This window comes from Candidatus Binatus sp., assembly GCF_030646925.1.
Lineage (GTDB): Bacteria > Desulfobacterota > Binatia > Binatales > Binataceae > Binatus.
In genome coordinates this window covers 1-26,512 of sequence record NZ_JAUSKL010000064.1, presented here as the reverse complement: position 1 = coordinate 26,512, position 26,512 = coordinate 1, and the positions used below count along the sequence as shown (strand labels likewise).

General features: G+C 62.6%; 28 protein-coding genes and 1 pseudogene. 17 read left to right on the top strand and 12 right to left on the bottom strand.

The window, feature by feature from the left end; translation table 11 throughout:
- The first annotated feature begins 8 nt into the window (after window positions 1-8).
- Genes Q7S58_RS10460 through Q7S58_RS10445 form a run of 4 tightly spaced genes read left to right on the top strand, consistent with a single transcriptional unit; the run spans window position 9 to window position 4,454 of the window.
- A complete protein-coding gene (locus Q7S58_RS10460) occupies window positions 9-719 on the top strand; it encodes a TetR/AcrR family transcriptional regulator (protein WP_304824673.1) in 711 nt (236 codons plus the stop codon).
- On the top strand, window positions 716-1,603 hold the full coding sequence (locus tag Q7S58_RS10455) for a phytanoyl-CoA dioxygenase family protein (RefSeq protein ID WP_304824670.1): 888 nt from the start codon (window positions 716-718) through the stop codon (window positions 1,601-1,603). The genes Q7S58_RS10460 and Q7S58_RS10455 overlap by 4 nt, the downstream gene beginning before the upstream one ends.
- Before the next feature lie 60 nt (window positions 1,604-1,663).
- The gene (locus tag Q7S58_RS10450; protein ID WP_304824667.1) at window positions 1,664-2,869 is read left to right on the top strand and encodes a hypothetical protein; all 1,206 of its coding nucleotides are present in this window, start codon (window positions 1,664-1,666) and stop codon (window positions 2,867-2,869) included.
- Window positions 2,870-2,903: 34 nt separating this feature from the next.
- Window positions 2,904-4,454: a hypothetical protein gene (locus Q7S58_RS10445; protein WP_304824664.1), complete on the top strand. Its 1,551-nt coding sequence runs from the start codon at window positions 2,904-2,906 to the stop codon at window positions 4,452-4,454.
- A gap of 52 nt (window positions 4,455-4,506) precedes the next feature.
- Here the strand turns inward: Q7S58_RS10445 and Q7S58_RS10440 are convergent, their stop codons facing one another.
- The 3 genes from Q7S58_RS10440 to Q7S58_RS10430 form a co-directional block, all read right to left on the bottom strand.
- Window positions 4,507-4,905: a nuclear transport factor 2 family protein gene (locus tag Q7S58_RS10440; protein ID WP_304824661.1), complete on the bottom strand. Its 399-nt coding sequence runs from the start codon at window positions 4,903-4,905 to the stop codon at window positions 4,507-4,509.
- 94 nt (window positions 4,906-4,999) lie between these two features.
- On the bottom strand, window positions 5,000-6,169 hold the full coding sequence (locus Q7S58_RS10435) for an acyl-CoA dehydrogenase family protein (protein WP_304824658.1): 1,170 nt from the start codon (window positions 6,167-6,169) through the stop codon (window positions 5,000-5,002).
- Window positions 6,166-6,315, bottom strand: a complete 150-nt coding sequence (locus Q7S58_RS10430) for a hypothetical protein (protein ID WP_304824655.1) — start codon at window positions 6,313-6,315, stop codon at window positions 6,166-6,168. Before Q7S58_RS10430 ends, Q7S58_RS10435 begins: the two co-directional genes overlap by 4 nt.
- A gap of 30 nt (window positions 6,316-6,345) precedes the next feature.
- Between Q7S58_RS10430 and Q7S58_RS10425 the strand changes: the two genes are divergently transcribed.
- Complete coding sequence (locus tag Q7S58_RS10425; protein WP_304824652.1) at window positions 6,346-6,471, top strand: hypothetical protein; 126 nt, start codon at window positions 6,346-6,348, stop codon at window positions 6,469-6,471.
- 27 nt (window positions 6,472-6,498) lie between these two features.
- On the opposite strand, the gene Q7S58_RS10420 is transcribed toward Q7S58_RS10425, so the two are convergent.
- A complete protein-coding gene (locus Q7S58_RS10420; RefSeq protein ID WP_304824648.1) occupies window positions 6,499-7,332 on the bottom strand; it encodes a DUF169 domain-containing protein in 834 nt (277 codons plus the stop codon).
- Window positions 7,333-7,459: 127 nt separating this feature from the next.
- Window positions 7,460-9,700: a molybdopterin-dependent oxidoreductase gene (locus Q7S58_RS10415; protein ID WP_304824644.1), complete on the bottom strand. Its 2,241-nt coding sequence runs from the start codon at window positions 9,698-9,700 to the stop codon at window positions 7,460-7,462.
- A gap of 117 nt (window positions 9,701-9,817) precedes the next feature.
- On the opposite strand from Q7S58_RS10415, the gene Q7S58_RS10410 reads away from it, so the two are divergent.
- The 3 genes from Q7S58_RS10410 (at window position 9,818) to Q7S58_RS10400 (ending at window position 11,907) form a co-directional block, all read left to right on the top strand.
- The gene (locus Q7S58_RS10410) at window positions 9,818-10,354 is read left to right on the top strand and encodes a helix-turn-helix domain-containing protein (RefSeq protein WP_304824641.1); all 537 of its coding nucleotides are present in this window, start codon (window positions 9,818-9,820) and stop codon (window positions 10,352-10,354) included.
- A gap of 66 nt (window positions 10,355-10,420) precedes the next feature.
- Window positions 10,421-10,888 carry a MaoC family dehydratase gene (locus Q7S58_RS10405; RefSeq protein WP_304824638.1) on the top strand — a complete coding sequence of 156 codons (468 nt, stop codon included), beginning with the start codon at window positions 10,421-10,423 and terminating at the stop codon, window positions 10,886-10,888.
- Window positions 10,889-10,926: 38 nt separating this feature from the next.
- A complete protein-coding gene (locus Q7S58_RS10400; RefSeq protein WP_304824635.1) occupies window positions 10,927-11,907 on the top strand; it encodes a zinc-binding dehydrogenase in 981 nt (326 codons plus the stop codon).
- A gap of 7 nt (window positions 11,908-11,914) precedes the next feature.
- On the opposite strand, the gene Q7S58_RS10395 is transcribed toward Q7S58_RS10400, so the two are convergent.
- Genes Q7S58_RS10395 through Q7S58_RS10385 form a run of 3 tightly spaced genes read right to left on the bottom strand, consistent with a single transcriptional unit; the run spans window position 11,915 to window position 14,017 of the window.
- Complete coding sequence (locus Q7S58_RS10395; protein WP_304824631.1) at window positions 11,915-12,559, bottom strand: cysteine hydrolase family protein; 645 nt, start codon at window positions 12,557-12,559, stop codon at window positions 11,915-11,917.
- Window positions 12,560-12,581: 22 nt separating this feature from the next.
- Window positions 12,582-13,373, bottom strand: a complete 792-nt coding sequence (locus tag Q7S58_RS10390; RefSeq protein ID WP_304824628.1) for a DUF2182 domain-containing protein — start codon at window positions 13,371-13,373, stop codon at window positions 12,582-12,584.
- A gap of 26 nt (window positions 13,374-13,399) precedes the next feature.
- A complete protein-coding gene (locus Q7S58_RS10385; protein ID WP_304824625.1) occupies window positions 13,400-14,017 on the bottom strand; it encodes a DUF1326 domain-containing protein in 618 nt (205 codons plus the stop codon).
- 145 nt (window positions 14,018-14,162) lie between these two features.
- On the opposite strand from Q7S58_RS10385, the pseudogene Q7S58_RS22155 reads away from it, so the two are divergent.
- Window positions 14,163-14,327: pseudogene (locus tag Q7S58_RS22155) on the top strand (short-chain dehydrogenase); the annotation flags it as partial.
- 72 nt (window positions 14,328-14,399) lie between these two features.
- Here Q7S58_RS22155 and Q7S58_RS10375 read toward each other — a convergent pair.
- Complete coding sequence (locus Q7S58_RS10375) at window positions 14,400-14,576, bottom strand: hypothetical protein (protein ID WP_304824618.1); 177 nt, start codon at window positions 14,574-14,576, stop codon at window positions 14,400-14,402.
- Between Q7S58_RS10375 and Q7S58_RS10370 the strand changes: the two genes are divergently transcribed.
- The gene (locus tag Q7S58_RS10370; protein WP_304824615.1) at window positions 14,568-15,584 is read left to right on the top strand and encodes an LLM class flavin-dependent oxidoreductase; all 1,017 of its coding nucleotides are present in this window, start codon (window positions 14,568-14,570) and stop codon (window positions 15,582-15,584) included. The genes Q7S58_RS10375 and Q7S58_RS10370 overlap by 9 nt on opposite strands.
- A 98-nt stretch (window positions 15,585-15,682) precedes the next feature.
- Entirely contained in the window at window positions 15,683-16,291 is a 609-nt protein-coding gene (gene gstA, locus Q7S58_RS10365) for a glutathione transferase GstA (RefSeq protein WP_304824612.1), read from the top strand.
- Between the two features lie 156 nt (window positions 16,292-16,447).
- Here gstA and Q7S58_RS10360 read toward each other — a convergent pair whose 3' ends face one another.
- The 3 genes from Q7S58_RS10360 to Q7S58_RS10355 all read right to left on the bottom strand — a co-directional run bounded on the left by Q7S58_RS10360 (window position 16,448) and on the right by Q7S58_RS10355 (window position 17,762).
- Window positions 16,448-17,002 (bottom strand): hypothetical protein, encoded by a 555-nt coding sequence (locus Q7S58_RS10360; RefSeq protein WP_304824607.1) that lies wholly within the window; start codon window positions 17,000-17,002, stop codon window positions 16,448-16,450.
- Window positions 17,003-17,017: 15 nt separating this feature from the next.
- Window positions 17,018-17,230, bottom strand: a complete 213-nt coding sequence (locus Q7S58_RS22150; protein WP_370655498.1) for a glutaredoxin family protein — start codon at window positions 17,228-17,230, stop codon at window positions 17,018-17,020.
- A gap of 121 nt (window positions 17,231-17,351) precedes the next feature.
- A complete protein-coding gene (locus tag Q7S58_RS10355) occupies window positions 17,352-17,762 on the bottom strand; it encodes a heavy metal-responsive transcriptional regulator (RefSeq protein WP_304824748.1) in 411 nt (136 codons plus the stop codon).
- Window positions 17,763-18,530: 768 nt separating this feature from the next.
- On the opposite strand from Q7S58_RS10355, the gene Q7S58_RS10350 reads away from it, so the two are divergent.
- The 6 genes from Q7S58_RS10350 (at window position 18,531) to Q7S58_RS10325 (ending at window position 26,283) form a co-directional block, all read left to right on the top strand.
- Window positions 18,531-19,853 (top strand): nucleotide sugar dehydrogenase, encoded by a 1,323-nt coding sequence (locus Q7S58_RS10350; protein WP_304824597.1) that lies wholly within the window; start codon window positions 18,531-18,533, stop codon window positions 19,851-19,853.
- Between the two features lie 57 nt (window positions 19,854-19,910).
- Window positions 19,911-20,873, top strand: coding sequence for an NAD-dependent epimerase/dehydratase family protein (locus tag Q7S58_RS10345; RefSeq protein ID WP_304824594.1), 963 nt, complete (start codon window positions 19,911-19,913; stop codon window positions 20,871-20,873).
- 55 nt (window positions 20,874-20,928) lie between these two features.
- Window positions 20,929-21,954 carry an NAD-dependent epimerase/dehydratase family protein gene (locus tag Q7S58_RS10340; protein WP_304824591.1) on the top strand — a complete coding sequence of 342 codons (1,026 nt, stop codon included), beginning with the start codon at window positions 20,929-20,931 and terminating at the stop codon, window positions 21,952-21,954.
- A 43-nt stretch (window positions 21,955-21,997) separates the two neighbouring features.
- On the top strand, window positions 21,998-23,833 hold the full coding sequence (locus Q7S58_RS10335; RefSeq protein WP_304824588.1) for a hypothetical protein: 1,836 nt from the start codon (window positions 21,998-22,000) through the stop codon (window positions 23,831-23,833).
- A 90-nt stretch (window positions 23,834-23,923) separates the two neighbouring features.
- Window positions 23,924-24,616: a lytic transglycosylase domain-containing protein gene (locus Q7S58_RS10330; RefSeq protein WP_304824585.1), complete on the top strand. Its 693-nt coding sequence runs from the start codon at window positions 23,924-23,926 to the stop codon at window positions 24,614-24,616.
- The gene (locus Q7S58_RS10325) at window positions 24,613-26,283 is read left to right on the top strand and encodes a capsule assembly Wzi family protein (protein ID WP_304824582.1); all 1,671 of its coding nucleotides are present in this window, start codon (window positions 24,613-24,615) and stop codon (window positions 26,281-26,283) included. Before Q7S58_RS10330 ends, Q7S58_RS10325 begins: the two co-directional genes overlap by 4 nt.
- Window positions 26,284-26,512 lie beyond the last annotated feature (229 nt).

Genomic DNA, 26,512 nt, shown 5'->3' with positions numbered 1-26,512 from the left:
ACGTACAAATGCGATTCGAAACGGAAGAACGAGCGGTGACTTCGGCGGAAGGGCGGCGGCGCGAAATCCTGGCGGCGGCGGTGCGCGTGATCGGCGCCGGCGGCCCCGACGCGATTACGCATCGGCGGGTCGCGGCGGAAGCGGGCGTGGGGCTCGGATCGCTGACCTACTACTTCGAGTCGCGCGACGATTTGGTGCGCGAAGCGTTTCGCTATTATTTGCAGCGCAGCAGCGAACTTCTGATCGCACTCGAGACCGAGATTCCGCCGGGCAGCGCCGATGACCTGGTCGAGCTGATAATCGAGATGACGCGGCGGGAGTTCATGGAGCCGGCGATGCTGCGTGCGGAGTACGAGATGATCCTCTACGCCGCGCGGGACGAGGTGGTGTCGCGCGAGTTTGTCGCGTGGGAACGCGGGCTCGAAGCGCGCCTGGGGGCGATTCTCGAAGCGCTCGGCGCGCCGCGGCCGATCGCGGCGGCGCGCACGATAATCGAGCTGGTGCGCGGCTTCGAGCTCGAGCGTCTCGCGCGTCCGTCCGATCCGATCGACGATCTTCGCTATCGCTTGAGCGTGGTGATCGGCGCGCTGGTCGGAAAACGCCAACCGGCGGTCGCCTCGATGAGCGCCGCTCAAATCCAGATTCCGAAATTTGCACGGCCGAGACGCGGGAGCCGGGAAATCTCGCGCAGAACAGAACCCCGGAGGACAAATCGATGAGCATCCAGCATCTGCCGGCCACCGCGTCTGGCGAGCAAGTCGCGGCGATTCTGAGCGAAGACGGCGCAGTCGTGGTCGATAACCTGATCAGCGCTGCCGAGATGGATTCGGTTGCCGAGGAGTTGCGGCCGTGGCTCGACGCGACGGCCTTCGGTCCCGATGATTTCGCCGGCAGGCGCACGCGGCGGACCGGCGGCCTGGTTGCGCGATCGCAGCGTTGCCGCGACCTGGTGATGAATCCGACCGTGCTTGCGACGTGCGGGAAATTCTTGAGTCACGCGACCAGCTACCAGTTGCATCTGACGCAGGTGATCGCGATCGGGCCGGGCGAGCCGGCGCAGCCGATACATCGCGATCAGTGGGCGTTCGATTTTTTCACGTTTCCGAAAGGCTACGAGGTGCAGTGCAACACGCTGTGGGCGATGACGGATTTCACCGAGGAAAACGGCGCGACGCGCGTGATCCCGGGGAGCAATCATTTCGACGACAAGCTGAAATTCGAGCTGAAGGACACCGAGCCGGCGGAGATGACGAAGGGATCGGTGCTGCTCTATTCGGGGAGCTTGTATCATGGCGGGGGCGCCAATCGATCGAACGCGATGCGGGCGGGGATCAACATCACGTACAATCTTTCGTGGCTCCGGCAGGAGGAGAATCAGTATCTCGCGGTGCCGCTCGAGATTGCGAAGACGCTGCCGGTCGAGTTGCTGCGCCTGATCGGATATCGGCGCGGCGCGTATGCGCTCGGATACGTGGATGACTTGCGCGACCCGATCGAAATCGTGCGGCCCGACCTCGGACAGACGGGCCTCGGCGATCCCGAGGTCAGCAAGCGAATCAAGGAGCAGAGCGCGCAGTTTCGTCTGGGCATCACGCAGAGTTGAGCGATTTTGGGGCTACGATCGCGCGCCGACGGCGACTAGAATTGCGCGCAGGTAGTTAATATGGGGAATGCTGCGTATCCGGATATTGCATTTGAGAGCGCAGCGCGGGTAGCCGATCGGACGGTCGCCGCGACGCGGGTCGCCTCGATCCCGTGGTACATCTGGTGCCTTGCGGCGGCGGTAACCTTCGACGCGCTAGGCGGCTACTGGGATATCTCGTGGCATATCTCGATCGGGCGCGACACCTTCTGGACGCCGGCGCACATGGCGGTTTATCTCGCGGGCACGCTCGCCGGGATCGCAAGCGGCTATACGATTCTCGCGACGACCTACAGCGCGTCGGATGAAGCGCGCGAGAGTTCCGTGTCGGTGTGGGGATTTCGCGGACCGCTCGGATGCTTTATCGCAGCGTGGGGCGGAATCGCGATGCTCACCTCGGCGCCGTTCGACAATTGGTGGCACGCGGCCTACGGGCTCGACGTGAAGATCGTGAGCCTGCCGCATTCGATCCTCGCGTTCGGCGAGGGGATGATCACGCTGGGCGCGATGCTGCTGGTATGCGCGCATCTGAATCGCGCGTCGGGGGCGTACCGCGACAAGCTCGATCGCTTGTTGCTGTATATCGGCGGGATCGAGGTGTTCGGCGCGGCGCTATTTATCCTCGAATCGACGCCGATGGAGTTCATGCATAGTTCGTCGTTTTATCTGGCGGTGGCGAAGGCATTTCCGATCGTGCTGCTGTCGATATCGCTGGTGTCGTCATCGCGATGGCCGGCCACGACGATGGCCGCGATCTACACCGCGCTGTTCCTGGCGGCGTTGTGGATCTTTCCGCTGTTCCCGGCGGCGCCCAAGCTGGGGCCGGTCTATCAGAACGTGACGGGCATGGTGCCGCTGTGGTTTCCGGTGCTGCTGATCGTGCCGGCGTTCGCGCTCGATCTGCTGCGGCAGAGGATGGGCGCGCGATGGGGAGGATGGCAGTCGGCGATCAACGCGGGCGTGGTGTTCATGGCAGCGTTTATCGCGGCGCAGTGGCCGTTCGCGAATTTCCTGCTATCGCCGGCGGCGCGCAACCGAATCTTCGGCACGATCTACTTCGGTTACAGCGATCCGGCGAACCTGCTGTACGATCCGTACACTTTTGCGCGTCTCGATCCGACGCGGGCCGCGCTGGTGCAGGGACTCCTGATGGCCGTGTTCGTCTCGATCATCTTTTGTTCGATCGGAATCGCGCTCGGGAACTGGATGCGCAAGGTCCAGCGCTGACACGACGCGTGATGCCCGTCTGCGCGATATGATCATGACCGCGCGAAATGCCCTTCGGATCGCGCTCGTCGTCCTCTTCACCGCGATCCCGCTTGCGGCGCCAACGGCCGCGCTCGCGCATGTCGGCAGTGCCGACGTTTTCTACGAGGGCGATGCGGGCCCGTACCATCTTATTGTGACGGTGGTGGTGCCGCAGGTGATTCCGGGCGTCGCCGAGGTGCAGGTTCGGTCGCAGTCCAACGACGTCAAATCGATCAGCACGTCGGTGACGAGGCTCAGCGGACCGGGTTCAAATCTGACGCCGGTGCCGGACCTCGCACTGCGCTCGCCGATCGATCCGCATCTGTTCACGTCGAGTTTGTGGCTGATGGAGTACGGCTCGATGCGGGTGCGGCTCGCGGTGAGCGGCGCGCGCGGCGGCGCAGAGATGTCGGTGCCGGTGCCGTCGTTCGCTCGCCAGATGCTGCCGATGCCGCGCTGGCTTGGCGCGCTGCTGCTGGCGCTGGTTACGGGACTCGCGCTTGGCGCGATCTCGATAATTGGCGCGGCGGCGCGCGACTCGAAACTGCCGAAGGGCTCGCCGGTCACGGCCGAGGCGCGGCGCAGCGGACGTCGCGCGATGCTCGTTGCGGCGGTGATCGTATCGATGGTGTACTACTTCGCCTTTGTGTGGTGGGGCGCCGACGACGCGCAATTCGCGCGCATCACGCGGCTGTTCAAACCGCCCAAACTGGCGCTGATGCTCGACGGCGCAAATCATCTGGCGATTCGGGCCGCCGATTCGAACGAGCCCGTTATACGCGAGAAGGTGATGCCGCAGTTGATCCCGGACCACGGCCATCTGATGCATCTGTTCATGGTGCGGGCGCCGGGACTCGATCGGATGTGGCATCTGCATCCCGAGGCGATCGACAAGGAGGGCGCGTTCGCGGAGAACCTGCCGTCGATCGAGGCGGGGCATTACCAGGTGTTCGCCGACGTGGTGGACAAATCCGGTTTTCCGTGGACGCTCGTCGGCGCGATCGATCTGCCGCAGATTTCTGGCGCGCCGCTGAGCGGCGACGATTCGTCAGGAAGGGCGGAGGCGCTCGCGGCGAATTCGTCGGGCCCGATCGCCAAGGTCAGTGAGTCGGGCATCGCGACCGATGTGCTTGCCGACGGGACGCGCGTGCTCTGGCGGCATGAACCGCTGCGAGCGAAAATCCCGATGCTGCTACAGTTCATCGTGCAGGACAAAAATGGTGAGCCGGCGCGCGACCTCGAGCCGTACATGGGAATGGCGGCGCATGCGGAAATCGTCGCGAGCGATCTGAGCGTGTTCGCGCATATCCATCCGTCGGGATCGGTGCCGATGGCTGCGTTGATGATGGCGAGCGCCGATGCCGCGAAGGCTCCGGGCGCGATCGGCGCGATGAAGATGCCGGCCGGGATGGCGATGCGCGAGATGGCGCCGGCGAGCGTCGCGATCGCGCCGAACATCTCGATGCCGTATGGATTTCCGAAGCCGGGCTTGTACCGAATCTTCTTTCAGTTCAAGCGCGGCGGCCGAATCGAGACCGCAGTTTTCGACGCCCGCGTGAACTAGGTAATCCTTTTTCGATCAGGCACCCGTGGCGAAAATTGCTCGGCGGTCGCTGTTATCTGCCGAAGACAGTAGTCACCAGCTCGGTGTCGAGATATTCGGTCACTTCGCAAATTTTGCCATTGGTGAATTTGAACACCTGGCAATAAGTGTTGTTGTACGGCTTGCCGTTTTTGCCCATCGCTTTGCCGTGCGCCTGCATCGCGACGTAATCGCCGTCGGCGATCAGATTGTCGGGCGTGATCGTGATGCCATCGACCAGTTCCGCGTTCAGCGGCCCGAGCAGTTTTTCGAGCAACTCCTGCTTGCCATTGAAGACGCGCGAGTATTTGGTCGTGCCGATGAGAGTGAAGCGGACATCGTCGGTCATCGCGCCGAGGAAAGCCTGCGCGTTGCCTTTGGCGAGTTCGGCGAACATGGTCTTGATCGCTTGCTTGTTTTCGGATGCGCCCATCGGAATCACCTGCCTTGTGTGAGATCGTGCGATCACCTGCATACCGCAAGTTTGGCGTTCGATCCAAATCAAAAAAAGGCCGGCGAAGAGGTTTTTAGAGCGCGAAACCGGAATCGGCGCCGAGGACCGATGCGCCTGCACCGCTCAGCCACGATTCGGCGACTGCGGCGTGCTGCGTCAGCGTATGGATATCGCGGAGGCATCGCTGCAGCGGCGACGCGTCGTACGGCGAAGTGCCGCCGCCCGCGGTGTAGCAGGCATCGACGACCGACGCCGCCGTGTGCGCGACCCACGTGACCGTGCCCATCACGCGCGATCGATCGGCGGGCGTCGCGACGCGTTCGGCGACCGCGATCGCCCACACGGCGTCGGCCTCGCTGCGCAGGATTCCGCGCGCGGCGCGGAGACTGGTCGCGGCGTGTCCGAGGCGATACTGAAACAGCGGCGACGCCGCGATCGACGACTGCGCATAGAGGCGCTGCTTGTCGGTGCCCGCGAGCTTGATCATTTCACTTAGCGCGCGCTCCGCGATTCCAACTCCGACCGCGCCGATATGCATCGCCGCGTAGAGCAGCGGTTCCGACAGGCCGGGGCCGGGAATCGTCGGCCGGCCGAGAAAGATGTCGAAGGTGTCGTCGGGCGGCACGATGATATCCTTGACCGCGATATCGTGGCTGCCGGTGCCGCGCATTCCGGCGACGTGCCAGGTGTCGAGAATCGTCGCGCGTTCCGCCTTGAACAGCATCGCGCGGACCTCGGGAGTGCCGGGGATCAGGCCGGGCCGCGGCTTGCCATTTTCAGTGACGACGCAATTGCCGAGCAGCCAACTGCTATGCTGGCATCCACTGGCGAACGCCCAGCGGCCGTTGACGCGATAGCTGCGATCGCTCTGAGGTTCGGCGGCGCCGCGCGGAGCAAAGCCGCCGGCGATGATCACGTCGGGCGTGTCGGCGTACAGTTGATCGAATCGCCGCGGCGGCATCAGCGCGAGCAGCATCGGAGTTTCGCATCCGATCATCACGACCCAGCCGGTGGCGCCGTCGGCGGTCGCGAGCGCCTCTATGATTTCCATGCTGGTGGGGTAATCGAGGTCGAGGCCGCCGTGGCTTTTCGGCACGAACATCCGGAACAATCCGGCGGCAGTCAGTTGAGCTAGCAAGTCGGGCGGCAAGCGGCGATTCGACTCGATCTCGGCGGCGCGCGCGCTGATGGTGGGCGCGAGATCGCGCGCGGAAGCGAGTACGGTTTTGGCGTCGTGAGTCATGCGGATAGATCTCCGTCGAGGAGCGATTTGGCCGCGAGCAGGTCTGGAGAGGCGAAGCCTTCGGTGAACCAGGCATAGATCGGCGCGAGCGCGGCGCGCGCATCGTCGCGGCGATTCTGCGCGGCGAGCATCCGCGCGAGGCTCATGGTGGCGCGCAGACCACGAGGCTGACCTTGGTGAACGCTGAGCAGCGGGTTCTGGCCAACCATCCGATCAAGCTGATCAAGGCGCTGGCTGAGGTGGAACTCAAGGAACTCTCGCCGCTGTTCGCACAGATATACAGCGAAGTAGGCCTGCTGTGAGAACATTCGGTAGGGACAGGTGAGCGGTTACTTCTCTCTCGATCCATAGCTGACCGAGAGCCCCGCCCGCGCATCCGATTGGATTCCATATTGCGCGATCGGATAGCGCAGCCCATTCGCCGCCAGCCGCTTCATCCCCTCGATAGTCTTCGGCAGGAAGTGCGGCGGTATCGCCATCAGCATCTCCTCGTCGAGCACGCCGCCGTAGCGTCGCTCTGCATAGCACGGTATCGAGAGGCTTGGCTCTCCCGACTTGAGCGCGCGGCCCCATGAATCTGCGCATGCCGACTCGCCGACGACGCTCCATTGGAACTTCTTGTAGCCCGCCCACTGAAGCCCATTGATGAAGATGATCATCTGACCCGGCGTTCCGTAGATGAGGCAGATGTCGGGAGGATTGAGGCGCGCCGAGGCGAGCGGAGACACCGCCATCGCGAGGTAGCGACCGTGCGGCGCGGTGTCCATCGCATGCTGATGCGCCGAGGAATCGGCCAGCGTCGAGTACCACACGCCCGCCATCGCCTTGCCGGAGAGCCAGTCCTCGTCGCGCGGATGAAGCCCGATGACTGCGCCGCACTGCGCGCCCGCCAGGTCCTTCATCGTGATCCCGACGGTCCATCCCAGCCGCGCGGCCTGCGCGACGATTTGGTCGGTGGTGTGAATCGACTTGGGCCGCCGAATTTTGGGGATCGCCTCCATCTCCTCGACAGTCGGGAACATCTTCATGCCGATGGGCGTGGTGCGAAGCCGCAGCAGCGCGTTGAGGTCGTCGATGATGGCCTTCCAGTCGTAGGAGGTCGTTTCGGATGAGGTGGCGGCGGCCGGCGGCGGTTCGATGGATTTCTCTTGCGACATGAGCATCGGTCTAGCGAAGCGCGGATACATTTGGCAAGTGCGACGCACTGGCGAGCATCGCCGCTGCTGCTATCAAACCTGACCGCCGCCGCGATGCCAAGCATCGAGCGATCATCGCCGCATCGCTAGCGCGTCAGACGGCCTCGATTCGCGCCGGCACGTGCTTATGAAACGGCGTGCCCGCGAGCCAATCGCGATAATCCGACGCGGTGAGTTCGTTCGGCGCCACACCATGCAGAACTGAGCGGCCATTGGCGTCGGGATAAGACAGGCCGGCGCCATTCGGCAACGTTACGTGTCCCGGTTGCAAGCGATCGCTCAGCTCGACGACGGCCTCCGCGCTGCCGCGCCGAGTCGTGATACGTACGCGTCCGCCGGTCTTGAGGCCGAGCGACTCCGCGTCGCGCGGGCTCATTCTAAGCGAGCCGGCGCGGTCCTTGGGCCGCCACTCGGGATTGCGCATGATGGTGTTGGCGGTGGTCGAACGGCGCTCGCCCGCCGCGAGGATAAAGGGGAATGCGGGATCGCGTTCGAGCTTGTCCTTCGGCAGCGTCTTCAATTCGTCGATCAGTTCGGGGATGTCGATCTGGATTCGGCCTTCCGGAGTTTCGATGCGCCGAAACGTTTCTTCATAGTCGTCGATCGAGAAAGTCACGCCGTCGCGGCTCTTGAAGATCGCGTCGAAGAGCGCGTTGCCGAGCGCGGGCCCTTCGCCCTTGAACCCGGCGCGGCGGATCGAATCGGCGTAAGTCGTCGCACAGTTCTGCGCCGCACCCCACAGGATCGCGGCGACTTCGTTGTTCTTGCCGAGCGTGGGCCCGAGCGTTTCATACAGCACGATTGGCGCGAGCGCGCCGAGCTTAGGGTGCGAGGACATCAGGCGCTGAAACGCGATCGCGTATTCGAGGCGTCCAATCGCTGCGGCCTCGTGCAGCGGTGACAAATCGACGTCCTTCAATGCGCCGATCGCGCGAACCAGGCGCGCGTGAATCTCGGCTTCGGGCAGGGTGCCCGGCATCGGCTCGATAATCGGCGCGCGCAAGCAAAAATAATTGCTCGGGAACTCGCCCGCGAAAAAAGTGGTCTCCCATTTTTCGAACTGCGACGACGCCGGCAGCACGTAATGCGCGTGGCGCGCGGTCTCGGTCATCGCAACATCGATCACGACGACGGTGTCGAGCGCGTCGAGGGCCTCGCGCATCCGCTTGCTGTCGGCGAGCGAATGAATCGGATTGGCGCTTTCGACGATCATCGCGCGGAAGCGCCTCGGATGGTCGGTCAGAATCTCGTCGGGGATCACGTTGCACGGGATCATCCCGCCGATAATCAGATGGCCGCCGACCGGGCTTCGCCGATTGCCGATCACTTTGCCAACCAGTTTGCCCATGCTGGTGTGCAGGTTCATGCCGCCCTTGCGGCCGAAATTTCCGCTGAGGACGAACAGTAATTTTTCCAGGTACGAATTGAGCGTGCTATGCGGCGACATCTCGATTCCGAGATCCTCGAGGATCGAGACGCTCGCGGCGCGGGCGATTCGGCGCGCGACTTCCCGCACTAAATTCTCGGCGACGCCGGCCCGTGCGGAGTATTCAGCGATCGGGATGTTGCGCAATACGTCGAACAGCAGCGCGCCACCGCTCGCGTGTTCGCGCAGAAAATCGTGATTGACGATATCCTCCTGCACCAGCGTGGCGAGAATCGCGCTCAGGCAGAAGGCGTCGGCGCCGGGACGCACCTGCAGATGATAATCGGCCATCTCCGCGGTCTCGCTGCGGCGCGGATCGATCACGATCAGCGCACGATTGGGATCGGCGGCGATCGACTTCAATATCGGCCGCGCAGTCTGGAAGCCATGCGACTGCCACGGATTCTTGCCGACGAACATCGCAACTTCGGCGTGCTCGAAATCCGGCGCCGGACGTCCGCCATAGAGGCGCGCATCGACCCAGAACTCGCCGGTCTTTTCCTGCGCGAGCGCATTAGAGGAATAAACCATGCCGAGCGCGCGCCGCGTCGCGACGCTGTATGCGCCGCACAGATGATTACCCTGGCCACCGCCGCCGTAATAGAAGATGCTCGCGCCGCCGTGGGTATCGCGGACCCGCACCAGGCGCTCGGCGATCTCGCGGATCGCGGTGTCCCAGTCGATTTTCTCGAACGTGCCGTCGGCGCGGCGCCGCAATGGCGAATCAATCCGGTCCTTGGCGTTTTGATAGTAGTCGAGGCGCTGCGCTTTCTCGCAGGCGTAGCCGTGCGACGCGACGTGCTCGCGATTGCCGCGCACGCGCGTGATGTGCCGTCCTTCGAGCTTGACCTCGACTCCGCAATTCACGCTGCAGAGTATGCACGCCGTTTTGTGCCATTGGTCGTTCATGTGATTACTCCCTTGCTTGAACCGGACTATCCACTCGGCCCGCCAACTTGACTAAGTTCTATTTTGGAACTTATTATCGAGTCAAGGCATCGAGTAGTAATCGGAGAGAGAAGAACTGTGCGCTGGAACGATATCGATCAGATGACTTGCTCGCTCGCGCGGACGCTCTCGGTGATCGGCGACCGCTGGACGATGCTCATCCTGCGCGATGCGTTCCTCGGCGTGCGCCGCTTCGAGGATTTCGAGCGGGACCTGCAGATGCCGCGGCATCGGCTGTCCGAGCGGCTCCGCAAGCTGGTCGCGCAGAAGGTGCTCGCGCGCGTGCAGTATCAATTGCGGCCGCGCCGTTTCGAGTATCGGCTCACGGAGAAGGGCATCGACCTTTATCCGGTGATCGTGTCGATGCTGAATTGGGGCGACCGCTGGATGGCGGGAGCGGACGGGCCGCCGGTCGAGTTGATTCATCGGACCTGTGGAAAGAAAATTGCACCCGCGTTCAAGTGTCCTGAATGCGACGAGCCGATTCGCGCGCGCGAGATGACTGCGCGACCGGGGCCGGCGTTGCGCAAGCGCGGAGCAGCGGCGCTCGGGCGGCTCGGCGCACGCCAGCCATCAGCAATCGACGCACCAGCCGCGAAGCGTCACGCGCGATGAATTTGACTCGATCGAATGAGAAAAAGCGACGCCGCATCGATCTTATAATCAACGCCGGAGGTTCGCATGGAAAATATTCGTTTTGACGATGTTGAAAAACTGCGCTCGAAAATCAGCAAGGATTTCGGCGCGTGGAGCAAGCCGATCGCGGTGACGCAGGAGAAGATCCAGCAGTTCGCCGACGTCACCGGCGATCATCAGTGGATTCATCTCGACGTCGAGCGATGCAAGCGCGAGAGTCCGTTCGGCGGTCCGGTCGCACACGGATTCCTGACGCTGGGCTTTGTCGCAGCGCTCGAGATTGAGAACGATTGGCAGGTGACCGGCTTTCGCAACGTGGTGAATTACGGCGCCAACAAGCTGCGATTCATCTCGCCGGTTCCGGCGGGCGCGTCGGTGCACGGGCACAATCGCATCATCGCGGTCGAACCGAAGCCGCAGGGCACGCAGATGACGGTCGAGACCAACGTGCACGTGGTCGGCAATGACAAGCCGGCGCTCATCTACGAGGGAATTTTTTTGTACGTGAAGTAAGATCGCGCCGTTCAGCGCGGCGATCACGCGGTGATCAGATGAAGGCAGTTTTTGTCGTACCAGGCCCCGACGGGGGCGTATTCGAGCCGCGCGAAGTTCCGCGCCCGAGTCCCGGACCCGGCGAGGTGCTGATCGCGATTCGCGCCGCCGGCTTGAATCGCGGCGAGTTGATCGCGCGTCCGCTGATGCGCTCCGACAATCCGGCGCTGCGCCCGATGCGCGCGGGCGGCGAGTTTGCCGGCGTGATCGAATCGCTCGGCGATGGCGTCTCCGGTTGGCGCGTTGGCGATCGCGTGATGGGCCGCGCGCCGGGTTCCTACGCCGAGTACGTGGTCGCGCATCCGCGCGCGCTGATGCGAATCCCCGACGCGATGCCGTTCGCCGAGGCTGCGTCGATTCCCATCGTTTTCATCACCGCGCACGACGCGATCGTAACCAACGCCGCGACTCGGCCCGATGAATCAATCGTGATCACCGCGGGGCCGTCGGGCGTCGGCATCGCGGCGATTCAGATCGCACGGCGCATCGGAGCGAGGCCGGTGATCGCCACCACTCGATCGCTGTCGAAGAGCGCGGCGCTTCGCGAACTCGGCGCGACCGATGTGATCGATGCGAGCGCGCCTGGATGGCCCGCCGCGGTGCTCGCGCTGACCGGCAAGCGCGGCGTTGACGTGATTATCGATTCGGTCGGCGGCCCGATGCTCGAGGGCAACATCCGCGTGCTCGCGATCAAAGGCCGACTGGTGAGCGTCGGCCGCAACGCCGGCAACGTCGGCGACTGCAACCTGGACGAAGTTGCGCGCAAGCGCGTCAGCATCATCGGGGTTACGTTTCGCACGCGCAGTCCGGAGGAATCGTTCATATGCGGCGAGCGATTCGCCGCCGATTTTCTCGACGACTTCACGACTGGCGCGCTGAGGCCCGTGGTCGATAAGACCTTTGCGCTCGGCCGGCTCGCCGCCGCGCACGCATACATGCTGAGCGACGCGCAGATCGGCAAGATCGTTGTGACGATGTAGCTACTCGCTACCTCACGTCCGCGACGCTCCACGACTGCGCGATTTCGTCCACGTCGAAGACCCAGCCGAAGCCGACCTGAAAGCTCGCGAGCGCCATCTCCTTCCACGCGGGATTCGCTTCGTCGGTGGCGTCGCGGGCGATAAACACGCGGTAGTCGCGCATGTGCGCGTCGCGCGCCGTGCACTCGACGCAGAAATGCGTGGTCACTCCGCAAATAACCAGCGAGCGCGCCTGCAGGCTCCGCAAAACGGTCTCGAGCCGCGTTGCGTGAAAGCCGCTGTAGCGCGATTTCTTGACGATGAAATCACCGGGCTCCGGCGCGAGTTCATCGACGATTTCGGCGTCCCACGTTCCGTCCGCGACGTACTGCACGGTCTTCAATGCGGGATTGATTTCCTGAATCAGCACGCCGCCGTCCTTGTAGTCGGGACGATACACGTATTTGAGATAGATGACTGGCACGTTCGCCCGGCGCGCGGCGGCGATGAGTTTGGCGCATCCGGGAATCGCGCGGCGCAGCAGCGTGAGATCGAATTGCGGCGATGCGGCGTTGCCGTAGAGTCGCGCGAACGATCCTTTCGGATGCAAGTATCCGTTCTGCATATCGACGACGATAAGCGCCGTCGCGTCGCGCGTCAGTTTTGCATCCATGCCGTGTCCTCACCCGTAGCGATCAGGAAATCACGGTGCGCAGGCCGAGGATGATTCCGCCTGCGAGCATGATCGCGCCCGCAATATTCGCGATCGCGCGCGGGTAGGGCGTCACCTTTTCCAGCAGCACGAACGCGCTGATCGCGGCTACCCACGCGAGGTTCATCACGCCCGCGACGAACAGCAACGCCATCAGCATCCAGCAGCATCCGACGCAGAACGCGCCGTGCTCGAGGCCAAGGCGGAACGCGCCGGCTGCGCCGTCACGCCATCGCGTCATGAAAAATGCGATCGGCGATTGGCAATGGCCGAGGCACGCCTGCTTGTACGGCGTGAGTTGATATATTCCCGTCGCGATCAGAATCACGGCGCCTGCGATCGGCGTCGCGATCGATGCGTTGGAAATGATCGACGTTGCGTGCAGCGCGATTTGGAGTGCGGTCGCCGCGACGCTGTAAGCCGTCCACACCGCGACGTAGCCGAGCGCGAACATCCGCGTGCATTGCGCCGGAGCGCGCTCGCGCCCGTGCGCGATTCGAGCGTATATCAGGATCATCGGGCTCGCGCTGGGGAGCATCATCGCGACCATCATCACCGCCCACATCATGAAGGTGAGCCACGCGTCCACCAATTGCGACGGCATCGGCGACGCGAGTCGCGCGACGACACCGCCGAGATCGGCGGGCGTCATCGGCATCCGCACCAGGTAGAGCCACGCGAGAATCGTGAGCCCGCCGAGTTCCGCCAGCGTGAGTATCCGCTCGCGCGCCGGCAATCGCGGCGGCGCAGGCAGTGACGGATTCGCAGTCGTCATCGCGAGGGTCGCGTCGCGCGATTGCGCTAAGCGTTCGACCAGTTGATCGGCGCGAAGTGCCCGTTGCGTCCCGAATTTTCAAAGACCAGGTTGTGGTCCTTGAAACTGCTCGAGGTGCCCTTCGCGATCGCGAGCCGCGTCGATGCGGGATGGCCGACATTGTCGATCCATACGACCTTATTGCCCGCGCCGGTGACGCCCTCGACCGTCACCTCGGTGATGCTCGGGATACTGAGTTTTTTGACGTTGCCGTTCGCGGTGAACGTGATCGGCGCGGACTTGGTGGGCAGCCGCGTCGCGATCATCGGTCCGAACAGCGCCGGCGGGCCTCCGGCCGAGCCGTCGAAGATCGCTTCGAGCGCTGCACGCTGCTCGGCGTTCGCCTTGCTGTCGATATAGAGCGCGAGCGTGCCGCCGCCCTTGGCCATCGGTCCCGGCGTGGTCAGCGCCTGCACCGCATTAAGGCCCGAGATGTCGGTCTTGCCGTAGCTGCCGCGATTCACGTGGAACGCGAGCACCACGTCGCAATGGCCGTCGGTCGGCCGCGCCTGCGAGCCTGATAGCAGACACGGACAGAGCATCTCGCAGTTGCACGATTCGAAGTACTCGCCCTCGATCCGCCAGTTTTCCTTTGCACCGCTCATGGCAATCTCCTAATGCGAAGTGAGGATATTCTACAACCGCGCCCCACCTATCTGTCGAGGCTAATCGTGCGCCGCGGTTGCGCAGGCCCATTGCCTCGCGGGCGCCGCTGCGTTAGTTGCAATATGCAACTGAGGTATCAAAACCATGTCTGATCCGAAAAGCAAAGTCGCAGTTGTAGTCGGAGTCGGCGAAGGATTAGGCGCGGCGCTGGGTCGCCGCTTCGCCGAAGGTTACAAGGTCGCATTGGTGGCGCGCAGCGCCGATGTCATCAACAAAGTCGTGAACGAAATCCGCGGCGCCGGCGGAATCGCGATCCCGGTCCAGAGCGACGCGGCAAACGCCGAGCACGTCGCCGCCGCGCACCGTCGATGCGGCCCTGTTTCACTTCACGCACGACATCCTGCGGACAAAAAGCGCGGTCGCCAACGTGGTGAAGCGCGTGCGGCCGGGCGGCACGATCGTCGCCGCGGGCACCGTGTTCGTCGTGAAGGGAGTCGTGCGTCCGGCGTGAACGATTCGCAATTGAAGCTCGCTGATTGAGGTGCGCAATTGAAGCACGCGATGTTTCTCCCGTCGGGACCGGCGCCGCGCATGATCGAATGGGCGCGCAAGATCGAGTCAGCCGGCTTCGATTCGATATGGCAAGGCGAGTTCGTCAATTCCGCGCTGATTCCGCTCGCCGCCGTCGCCCCGTCCACCTCGAAGATCAAGCTCGGCGCGGGCGTGGTGCTCGCCTTCACGCACAGTCCCGTGATGCTGACTTTTGCGGCGCTCGATCTCGACTATTTGAGCGAGGGACGGTTCATCCTCGGGCTCGGCGTCGCCCATCCGAATCGCAATAACAATTGGTACGGTGGGCACGACGCCGGCAAACCGGTCAGCCAGATGCGCGAGTATCTGCAACTGATGCGGCTGATCACGGAGAAGTCGGCGGGCGGCGGTCCGATCGAATTTCAGGGCGAGTATTATCACGTGCGGGCGCGCGATTTTACTCCGCGCAGAACTCCGCAGCCGCGTCCGCGCTTTCCGATTTACGTTGCGGGCGTGAAACCGAAGATGGCGCAACTTAGCGGCGAGCTGGCCGACGGGCTGATCGGTAATCCGATGTTTTCGCCGCGCCACGTGCGCGAAAACGTCGTACCGGCGGTCGCGGCGGGACTATCGATATCGAATCGCAGGCGCTCGGAATTCGAGATCCTCGGCCAATGCTTCACCGTGATCGACAACGATCTCGCGACGGCGTATCGAGTCGCGGCGCGCACGTTCCTGTTCTCGATCCGGGCGCGCATCTACGACGACATCATGACGGCAGAAGGATTTGGCAACGTGCTCGAAGAGGTTCGCGCATTGCAGAAGAGCGGCAAACCTGACGACGCGCTCGACAAGATTCCGCGCGAGATGGTCGATGCGTTCGCGGCGGTCGGCCCGATCGATCGGGTTCGCGAGCGGCTGAAAGCGCGCGAAGGCCTGCTCGATACGGTGATCCTCGCGGTGCCCTCGACGCAGACCAGCGCCGACGAGCAGGATCATTACCGCGCGAAAATCCTCGACGCTTTCGCATCGTAAGCTTCAATTCACGATTCGCTGGTTGCATCGCTTAGGCGAACGTCTTATCGAGTTCAGTTGTAACGCCCAACCCCAAGCCGTTCATAAGGAGTTCAACCATGAAGCTGTATTTTTCTCCTGGCGCGTGCTCGCTGTCGCCGCATATCGTGCTGCAAGAGGCAGGAATCAATGCCGAACTCGAGGCCGTCGATCTCAAAACCAAGAAGACCAAGAGCGGCGCCGACTTCACCGCGATCAATCCAAAGGGGCAGGTGCCGACGCTGGTGCTCGACAGCGGCGAGGTGCTCACCGAGGGCCCCGCGATCGTGCAGTATCTTGCCGATCGCAAGCCCGAGACGAAGCTCGTGCCTGCGGCGGGAACGATAGAGCGCTACAAGGTCCAGGAATGGCTCAACTTCATCAGCAGCGAACTGCATAAGGGATTCGCGCCGTTGTTCAATCCGGCGACCCCCGACGATTACAAGAAGATCGCGATTGAAGGGATCGGAAGGCAATTCGCGCTGGTCGATGCGCAACTTGGCAAGCTCGGTCCGTTCCTGACGGGCGCGCAGTTCACGGTCGCGGACGCGTACCTGTTCGTGATGACGACGTGGACGAAATTCGTCGGAATCGATCTCGCGAAGTGGCCGAGGGTCAAGGCCTACTCGGAGCGGATCGCGGCGCGGCCGAAGGTCCAGGCGGCGCTGAAAGAGGAAGGGCTCGCCTGACGGCTCTTCCGACTGTTCGAATCTGAAAGTGCAGCGCGCCTGCTCGCGAGATCGCGGCAGGCGCGTTCGTTCTTCCGTCCCTCGCCCCTCCTAAATAACGGGCGGGGGTATAAGACGGCGGCCTTCAGCCTCGGGTTAAGAGGCATAGGCGGCAAGCTAGAAGGCGCCGCTTTTCGGTTCCACCAGCACGACTTGCAGGGGCTGATCGCGCGCATTCTCGGTCTGCAGGGTCTCGGTTTCGAGCCATCCCGCGAGGCCCGCCGGCGCGCCGCGCTCGTCGGTGCGTCCGTCGAGAAATTTTAGCTTCACCGCGACGTCAGTGAGCGTCACCAGCACGCGCGGCGGATGCGATACCATCAGGCCTCGCTCGTGCGGCGCGAAACCGAGGCGCACGATCCGCACGCGATCGTTTTGGAAATCGACGGTGTATCGCGCCGGATCGAGCCGCACGGCGTCGAGTTCGAGCGGCTCCGATTTCGGCGCCGATTTGAGTTCGACGCGAATCTCGCGCACGGCGGTCTTGCCCGCATCGTCATGGACTTCCGCCAAATGCTCGAGGTAGTGCGTCTGGCCGGAGTTGAGATCGACCCGGACCATCGGCATCGCAACCGGCGTATATTTCGGCGCATCCTGGCCCGCCGCTAGATTGACGTGAACGATTCGCACGTATTCGTTTTCGAATGCGACCTGGTACGGCGCCGAATTGGTCATCGCGATCTCCTGCGCTTAAGCGCCGAGCCCAAGCATCTTGCGCAGCTTGGGTGCGCTGAATCCGACCATCGTTTCGCCGCCGACTTTGATTACCGGCACCGCGCGGTAGCCGAGGTTGATCAGTTCGTCGCGCGTGGCTGGATCGTTGGCGATGCTCTTTTCGATAAAGTCGATTTTGTTCGCGGCGAAAGAATTCCTTCGCTTGCTGGCAAGCCGAGCATCCGAGATTGGTATAGATCACTACTTCCATGGCGGGTTTCACTCCTCGCTGGACCGTTGGATGGGCGGCGTTACCGCAGCCCGCGTTAAATTGTTTTGATGACGATCGAGTCGGGGCGGTTTCGCGCGCTCAGTGAAGCTTGATGGGCGGCGTGAAATCGCGCGCTGAGCGGCACTTCGCGCATCGCGCGCCGGCGCATCCGCCGCAATCGTGGACCATCTTCTCGAGCGTGCGGCGCATCCGCTGCAGCCGGCGGATTTCGTCGTTCATCTTGGCCAGTTTGGCTTCCGCCTTGCGCGTCACCGGTCCGCATTCCGCGGTCGATTTTACGCCCATCGACAGCAGTTCGCGGATTTCCTTGAGCGAGAATCCGAGCGCTTTCGCATCCTGGATAAAGCGCAAGCGATCGAGCACCTCGTCGGCGTAAATCCTATAGCCTGCGACTGTCCGCCGCGGCTTCGCGATGAGCCCCTGGCGCTCATAGAAGCGCATGGTGTCAATGCTCACGCCCGCCGCGTCCGCCACTCGACCGATTCTCATCTGCGCCACAGGCTACACCCTTGACCATAGTCCAGAGTCAATATCGAAAGAGTTTTGTTTTCATTTCGTTCGTCAAAACTGACGACGCCAGTCCAACGGCTCTGGCTAAAGTTATCGAGCCTTCGAGTATCGGCAGTGTAGATCAATCACGGTATTTGAGTCAGCCGCGCCGCGAGCGAAGCGCGAGCGAATGAAAATCGATTTAACCGAGCACAAATTTTTGATCGGGCGTCAGAAAAACGAATATTTTTGTTCCGCACGTGTCAAAAGTTAGTTCGCGGACGCTCTCTTGAGTGTCACCTTTGCACGGCCTCATCTCCCAACGTCGACAAATAAAAACTCGCTAGACAATCAGACGCGAAGCTAGCGTACTAAAGCCTGCAAGATGGCCGACAGCTTGTTGTCGCACCAATTTTCGTCCAATAACTACGAGTTAATAATCGAGCGCATGAAAATAACTTCATTGCGAGTATAGCTATCTAATGCAATGCATAGAGAGATATAGCCACCTCGATGACAATAATCAGATAGTGCACATAGACCCGATCAAAAATGAGGCTAAGAGTGAACAGCCCTTGACCGTCGAGTTGGGATGTTGGTACGTCCTATGTTCGTTAATTCGATCGCAAGGGATTTTGAAGCTCGGGGCAAAAGGGACTGCTGCTCGAGCCCGGGGAGACCGTCTCCCACGGGAGGGCGGACGCATTTCCAAAAGCATCGCGCTTAACCCGAAAGTGTTACGGCCAAGTCGTTCCAGGGGGGCGAGGAATGAATGATCTAGCGGCGCGCGCAGTTGAGAAGTTTCAATCCCATCAAGCTGTGATCGGTCTCATCGGACTGGGTTACGCCGGATTGCCGCTCTGCTGCTGCTTTGCGGAAGCGGGATTCGAAACGGTCGGCTTCGACGTTGACCCGGCCAAAATCAAGGCGCTGGCCGCCGGACACAGTTATATCGAACACATACCGGCGGCGCGCATTCAAGGCATCGTAAGCAGCGGGGCCTTGAAGGCGACCACCTCGTTCGATCAACTGGCGCGCTGCGACGCGGCGATCATCTGCGTGCCGACGCCGCTCGGCGAAGGCAAATCGCCGGATCTGCGGCACATTGTCGATACGACTGTCGAGATCAAGCAGCGATTGCATCCGGGGCAGTTGGTGGTGCTCGAAAGCACGACCTATCCGGGAACGACGGACGAAGTCGTGCGCGGCATCCTCGACGAGACCGGCCTGCAGCCCGGCAAAGATTACTTCCTTGCGTTCTCGCCGGAGCGCGAGGATCCGGCCAATCACGCTTTCCACACCGGCACGATTCCCAAGCTGGTCGGCGGCGTCACCAAGGATTGCCTCGCCGTCGCGGCGGCCGCATACGGCGAAGTGGTCAAGCGAGTCGTGCCGGTCTCGTCGGCGCGCGTGGCAGAGGCGTCGAAGCTGCTCGAGAACATCTATCGATGCGTCAACATCGCGATGGTCAACGAGCTGAAAGTGCTGTTTCAGAAGATGGGGATCGATATCTGGGAAGTGATCGATGCGGCGGCGACCAAGCCGTTCGGCTTCACGCCATTTTATCCGGGCCCCGGACTTGGCGGACACTGCATCCCGATCGATCCGGTCTATCTCACCTGGAAGGCGCGCCAGTATGATTTCCCGACGCGGTTTATCGAGCTGGCCGGCGAGATCAACGGCGTGATGCCCACCTACGTCGTGGATCGGCTGGTGCAAGGATTGAATCTGCACGGCAAGCCGCTGAAGGACTCGCGAATCCTGCTGCTCGGTGTGGCGTACAAGGCCGACGTCGATGACGTCCGCGAATCGCCGTCGTTGCGGATCATCAGGATCCTCGAAGAGCGGCTCGCGAATGTAAGCTTTCACGATCCGCACGTACCGATCCTGCGCTCGCGCCATCTCACCCGCGAGATGAAATCGGTTCCGCTGACCGCGGAGATTATCCGCGAGGCCGACGCCGTGGTGGTGCTCACCAATCATCGCAACGTCGATTACGAGATGCTGGTGAAAAATGCCCGGCTGGTGGTGGATACGAGGAACGTCACCGCGCCGTGGAAGGATTCGGATGCCCCGATTCTGCAGGCGTAGCCACCCTCGCAAAGCGTGTCCAGCCATTTGCAATCGACCGATTTGAATCGAGCAGCGATGAACGCGAGCACTCGCGGCAACGATCGATTGGTGCTGGTAACCGGCGGCGCCGGATTCATCGGGTCGCACCTGGTGCGCGCGTTGCTCGACGCGTCGTTTCGCGTTCGCACGATCGACAACTTATCGACCGGCAGCCGCGACCGGCTCGATCCTCGCGCCGAGTTTTTCTATGCCGATCTGCGCTCGCTGGCGGACATCCGCGCGATTTTCGACGGGGTCGAGGCAGTGTTCCATGCGGCCGCGTTGCCGCGGGTGCCGCTCTCGATCGAGCAGCCGATCGAAACGCACATGGTGAACGTGGTCGGCACGCTGAATGTGCTGGTGGCTGCGCGGGACGCGGGCGCGCGCCGCTTCATCTATTCCGGATCGTCGTCGGTGTACGGCAACCAGGAGAGGCTGCCGCTGTCGGAGGGCATGCCGACCGCGCCGCTCAATCCCTACGGACTGCAAAAGCTCGCGTCGGAAGAATACGTGCGGCTGTTTCATCTCCACTATGGGATGCCGGCGCTGACGCTGCGCTACTTCAACGTTTTTGGTCCGAACATGGCGACCGAGGGCGCATATGTCACCGTGATCAGCCTGTTCCTGCGCCAGCGCCGGATGGGATTGCCGATGACCGTTTTCGGCGACGGCGAGCAGACTCGCGATTTCACTCATGTCTCGGACGTGGTGCGGGCGAATCTGCTGGCGCTCGAGGCCGACGCCGCAGTTGCCGACGGCAGAGCGTTGAACGTCGGGCGCGGCCAAAGCTTGAGTATCAACCGGGTCGCGCAACTGATCGGCGGTCCGGTGGTCAATCTGCCGGCCCGGATCGGAGAGGCGCGGCATACCCTGGCCGATAGTTCGCAAGCGAAACGACTACTCGGATGGGAACCGCGCGTGAATACGGAGGACGCGATCCTCGAGTTGCGCGCCGGGTTGCCGCACTCGGCTGATAGAGGGATTGGATCCAGTTCGTGATTTGCGGGCCGGGCGGCAAGCCGGCCTGGGCGACGAAGGGGGAACGAAATCGACGATGTCCAGCGTAAGCGCAATTCATCACCTGATTACCGGAGGCGCGGGTTTTATCGGCTCGCATCTCGCGGAGCATCTGCTGCTGCAAGGCGAGCGCGTCACCGTGCTGGATAACCTGTCCACCGGCCGCGAGTCGAATATCGAGCACCTAAGCGCGCATGCGAATTTTCGGATCGTGCGCGGCAGCGTGCTCGATCGCGAACTGGTCGAGGGTCTGATCGAGGAATGCGATTTCGTGTTTCACCTGGCCGCGGCGGTCGGGGTTCAATTGATCGTCGAGCGGCCCGTCCACACTATCGTCACCAACGTCGCAGGCAGCGAGTTAGTGCTGTCAGTGGCCGCGGCGAACAAACGTCCGCTGCTGCTGGCGTCCACTTCCGAGGTGTACGGAAAATCCGAGAAGTTGCCGTTCCGCGAGGACGACGACCTCGTGATGGGCCCCACTACGCGCAGCCGATGGGCCTACGCCTGCTCGAAAGCGATCGATGAATTTCTCGCGATCGCTTACTACCGCGAGGAAGGCCTGCCGGTCACGATCGTGCGGCTCTTCAATACAGTCGGGCCGCGCCAGACCGGCCGCTACGGGATGGTGCTGCCGCGCTTCGTTCAGCAGGCGCTCGCGGGTCAGCCGATACTGGTTTATGGCGACGGCAAGCAGACGCGATGCTTCGGCTACGTCGGCGACGTCGTCAAGGCGATGGCGCGTCTGAGCGCCGAGCCGCGCGCGGTCGGACAGGTGTTCAACGTCGGCAACGACGTCGAGATGTCGGTGCTGGAACTCGCTCGGATGGTTCGTGAAATCACTGGCAGCAACTCGCCAATCCAATTCGTGCCGTACCGCGAGGTTTACGGCGACGGCTTCGAGGATATGCATCGGCGCGTGCCGTGCCTCGACAAGATTCGGTCGCTCCTGGGGCATCAGCCGCTGGTCCGGCCCGACGCGATCGTCAAGCTGGTCGCCGATCATTTTCGTAGAGCATCGGTGGATTCCGATGACTCCCTGTCGCGGATGCCGCTGACGTCCTAGACCATTCTCAATACCGACCTTAGTCCTCCGCCCTGGAAAGCAAGTGCTCCTCACCAATTGCTACCTCGGAATCGTGCTCGGGTTCATCTTCACGGTGGCCGCGATTCCAATCGTGCGCGTCGTCGCGACGCGGTTCGGCGTGGTGGCGCGCCCGCGCGAGGACCGATGGCATCGCGGCTCGATTCCACTGCTCGGCGGGCTCGCGATTACGGTCGGCTTTGTCGCGGCATCCGCGATCACCGGCTCGCTCGATCTGCCGCTCGCGAGCGCGGCCATCATGATGTGCGCAGTGGGACTCGTCGATGACGTGATCACGCTCGCGCCGCGCACCAAGTTAGTGCTCCAGATCATGATCGTGGCGCTGCTGATGTCGTGGTCGCCGTGGCGGCTCCCGCAGTTGCCCGCGACGCTCAGCTTCATAGTGGTGATGTTCTGGATCGTCGGGCTGGTGAACGCGGTCAATATGCTGGACCATCTTGACGGGGTATGCGCCGGCACCACTGCGCTCGGCGCGTTGGGCGCGTCGGTGCTGCTCTATCTGCACGGCAATCCGAGCGCGGCAGTGGCGGCGGCAGTCGCGGGAGCGTGCGCCGGATTCCTGGTCTTCAATTTCAATCCCGCGTCGATTTTCATGGGCGACGGCGGCGCGCTCACGCTCGGCCTGATGCTCGCGACGCTGGCGATGCGCGCCGGCGGCTCCGACAACACCTCGCTGCCGATGGGATCGTCGCTGGCGCTGCTGCTCGCGTTCACGCCGATCCTCGATACCACCACCGTGACGGCGAGCCGGCTGATGCTCGGCAGTCGAATCAGCGTCGGCGGGCGCGATCACTCGTCGCATCGGCTGGTCGCGCTCGGGCTCAGCGATCGGCAGGCGGCGATGCTGCTGTTCGCGCTGTCGGCGAGCACCGCCGCGATTGCAGTCGCGCTCTCGAGGCTGCCGGCGCAGTATTTCAATGAGGTGCTGCCAATCACCGCGGTCATCTTCCTGGTGCTGGCCTTCTTTCTGATCGATCAATCGTTCCGCAACGTCTCGCCCGGCGATGTTTTTGTGAATTCGCATGGGCTCGGGCGGCTGCTGCTCACTATCAGCTACAAGCGCCGGATCGCCGAAGTCGTGCTCGACGGAATTTCGATCGTCGCGGCGTACGGGATGGCGGTGCTGTTTGCGCGCGATTTCGAACTCGCGGCCGGCTCGCCACTGGGTATCGTGCGCAGTGCGCCGTCGGTCGCAGTCGTGACGCTCTGCACGCTCGGCGCGTTCGGCGTGTACCGCTCGATGTGGCACTACACCGGACTCGAGGACACGCTGCGGGTTTTCTGCGCGACCGCGATCGCGTCGCTGGTGCTGCTGGTCGGCCGCTCGATGATCGCGGTCGATATGCACGCCTCGACCGCGCTGCTCTTCTGGCTGATGGCGTCCTACGTGCTGATCGGGACGCGGCTTTCGTTTCGTGTGCTGAGCGGGATGCTCTCGAACCTGGCTCGTTCCGAGCGGCGGATCGTCGGAATCAGTTCGGGCGCGCATGATTTGCCTCTGATCGATTATTTCTGCCGGAGCTACCGGAACTCGGCGCGGATCGTCGGCTTCGTCGACGTCAACGAATTCCTCCAGCGCAGAAGGATTCACGGCGTGCCAGTGCTTGGCACGCTGAGCGAGATCGAAACGATCCTGTCGCATCAGGGCTTCGAGGAAATGGTGGTGCTCGGCAGTGCGCTCAACGCCGACGAGAGATTGCAGGTCGTGAATTTCGCCAAGGCTCACGGCCTGGTCGTGCGATCGCTCCGGCTGATGTCCGAAGAGATGACCGCGCAGCCCGACGGTATCGCGATTGCCTACCAGGCCAACGGCGTTCGCGAGTCACCGGTCGCGGACTGACTGACTATTCAATTGATCCCGCCGAGCTACTCTTTCATTTCCCAAGCCATGAAGCCGCGCCACGCAAAGATGCGATCGCCGATCTGCTTGATGATGCTAGCGCTCGTGCCACCGGCGCTGCTGAGCCTTGGCCTGCCGGTGTTCGCTCAACAAGTGGGCAGCTATCAGGCGCGCCAGGACATCGACTACCAGTCGCTGTTTGCGGTGGTCGGCACGATGTACAGCATCGATCCGCATCTCCTAAACGCTATCGCGCGCGTCGAATCGGCGGGCAATCCGAATGCGATCTCGAGCGCTGGCGCGATCGGCCTGATGCAACTGGAGCCGCCGACGGCCGCCGACTTTGGCGTCTACGATCTCTTTGACCCGGTGCAGAACACGCTGGGTGCGGCCCGCTATATCGACTACTTGCGGCGGCATCAGCAAACCGCGGCGCTGAGTGCGCTGCCCGCAATCCTGGCGGCCTATAACGCGGGCGAAAAAGGCGCCGGCAATCGTGGAGTTGACAGCGCGCCGGCCGAAACGCGCCGCTACGTGCGGGACGTCCTGATGCACTATCTGCTGGACGGGACGCCATCGCCGGCGTGGCCGGTCGTCGAGCGGGTGTCGAACCCGCCTGCGACGCCGAAGACACCAAAGCCGGAGGCTGCGGCGGCAATCCCGCGCGGCGCACGGCAGACGACGACCCGGCGCGTGTCGGATCGCGAGATTCTGGATCAGCTCTCGAGTATCGGCGAGCGGCGAAAACTCGCGCTCGAGCGCCAGGAGAACTCGCAGCGGTGAAGCACTCGCTCAAATCGATCCGGGCGCACCAGACGGCCGCGGCGATCCTGATCCTCGCCGTGCTCGCGACCGGCGAACTGGCCCACGCCTCAACCTATGTCGTTTACATTCCGCTCGACGACCCGGCCTACGACGAGTTCGAGACGCTGACCGGCCTCGGCGTGCTCAACACCTATCTGGATGAGATCAAGCCGATCAGCCGGGTCGAGGCGGCCCGGCTGATTCTCGAAGCTGGGAAAAACTCGCGCGAGAGCGAACAACCCAATCTGCTGGCCGAATCGATCATAAGCTCGCTCCGTCATCAATTTGCCGAAGAAGTCAACTGGCTCGAACAGAATCGCGAGAATGGCCGGCCGACGACGATTCATCCGTTCACGCGAATCGAGATCGAATCGCTGTATTCGTCTGGTGATCGGCGCTATTGGCAGACGCAGTCGCCCAACAGCGGCCTCCACGCCCAGGAAGGCACGCCGCTGCTCCCCTATAACGATGGAATCCCGACCGCGGCCGGCACCAACGAAGTCGCGCGGATGGCCGGATGGGCTGGCGCCAGCAGTATCCTGACGTTCTACGGCGAAGGCGCGGTGGCGGGTCCGATGACCCACGGCATCCCCGACACCAATCGGCTGCGCCTGATCAGCGGCGCGGCGGTAATCAATCTCGGCAACACGGCAATCTCGTTTGGCGAAGAGCAGATGGCGTGGGGACCATGCCGCTTCAGCCTGCTGGCGCAGGGAAACAACGCGGAACCGTTTCCCGCGATCCGCGTGCAGAATGTCCATCCGCAACTGTTGCCGGGCTTTCTCAAGTACCTCGGCCAATTTCGTTACCAGGCATTCTTTGGCCAACTCGGCGGCGCCCGTTATTTCTCGCACCCGTGGATCGACGGCCAGATATTCAGTTTCAAGCCGCTGCCGGCGCTCGAATTCGGCATCACCCACACGATCATGTTTGGCGGCGCCCACAACGATAACTACAGCGCGCTGGGCTTTTTCGGGCGGGCGACCGGCTTCAATACCGGCAGTTCCAACGGCGCCAACACCAACTCGCGGGTCGGCGCGTACGTATCATTAGTTATCCCGCGGCTCAGACGGACCCAACTCTACTACGAAATCCTGGGCGAGGATTTTTTCCAGCCGTTCGGCAAGAGCTTCGCCGTCAAGACACCCTTCAAATCGCCTTCGTACACCTTCGGTATCTACGCTCCGCAACTTACCGCCGACGGCCTCACTGACGCGCGCGCCGAATACACGGTGCTCGATGCCAACTACTCGGTGCATAACGATTCGCTGTACTGGACCAACAAGAACGCCCTGATGGGCGATTCGCTGGGCTCTGGCGCGTGGCGCGTCTCGGCGCAAGTGGGCCGCTGGTTCAACTATCGCAACAAGCTGGGCGCTGAGTTTTTCTACGAACGCCGCTCGATGACGGAACTCGTGCCCGCGAGCGTCGGCACCCACAATGAGAACGGCTTTGGCGGGGCGGTCGATTTCATGCAACTGCCGTTCGAGGCGAACTGGCTGACCGGCACGCTCGGCCAGGTTCGCGCGCGTTCATCGGTCGAGTACGTCCAGAACATCAACTATTCGACCAACAGCTCGATCCGCATGATGCTGATGCTGTCGTTTTCGCTCAACGCAGACGCGAAGCACTGGAACTTCCGCTAATCTCGGTCGAATACTCAGTCGCAGTAAAGTACCCATTTGTGGTTACTAGTAACTAGATAGTTACCCGGTCGGATAAATTGTCAGTCAATAGTCAGGAACGGTGTAAGACAGTGAATATCCAGCGCACCAAAGAATCGTTCTGCCGGTTGATTCGCCTCGCATCGTGGTCCGTCCTGATTTCGCTCATTGGCGCAAATGCGCTTGCCCAAACGAGCGCGCCGATGAATCC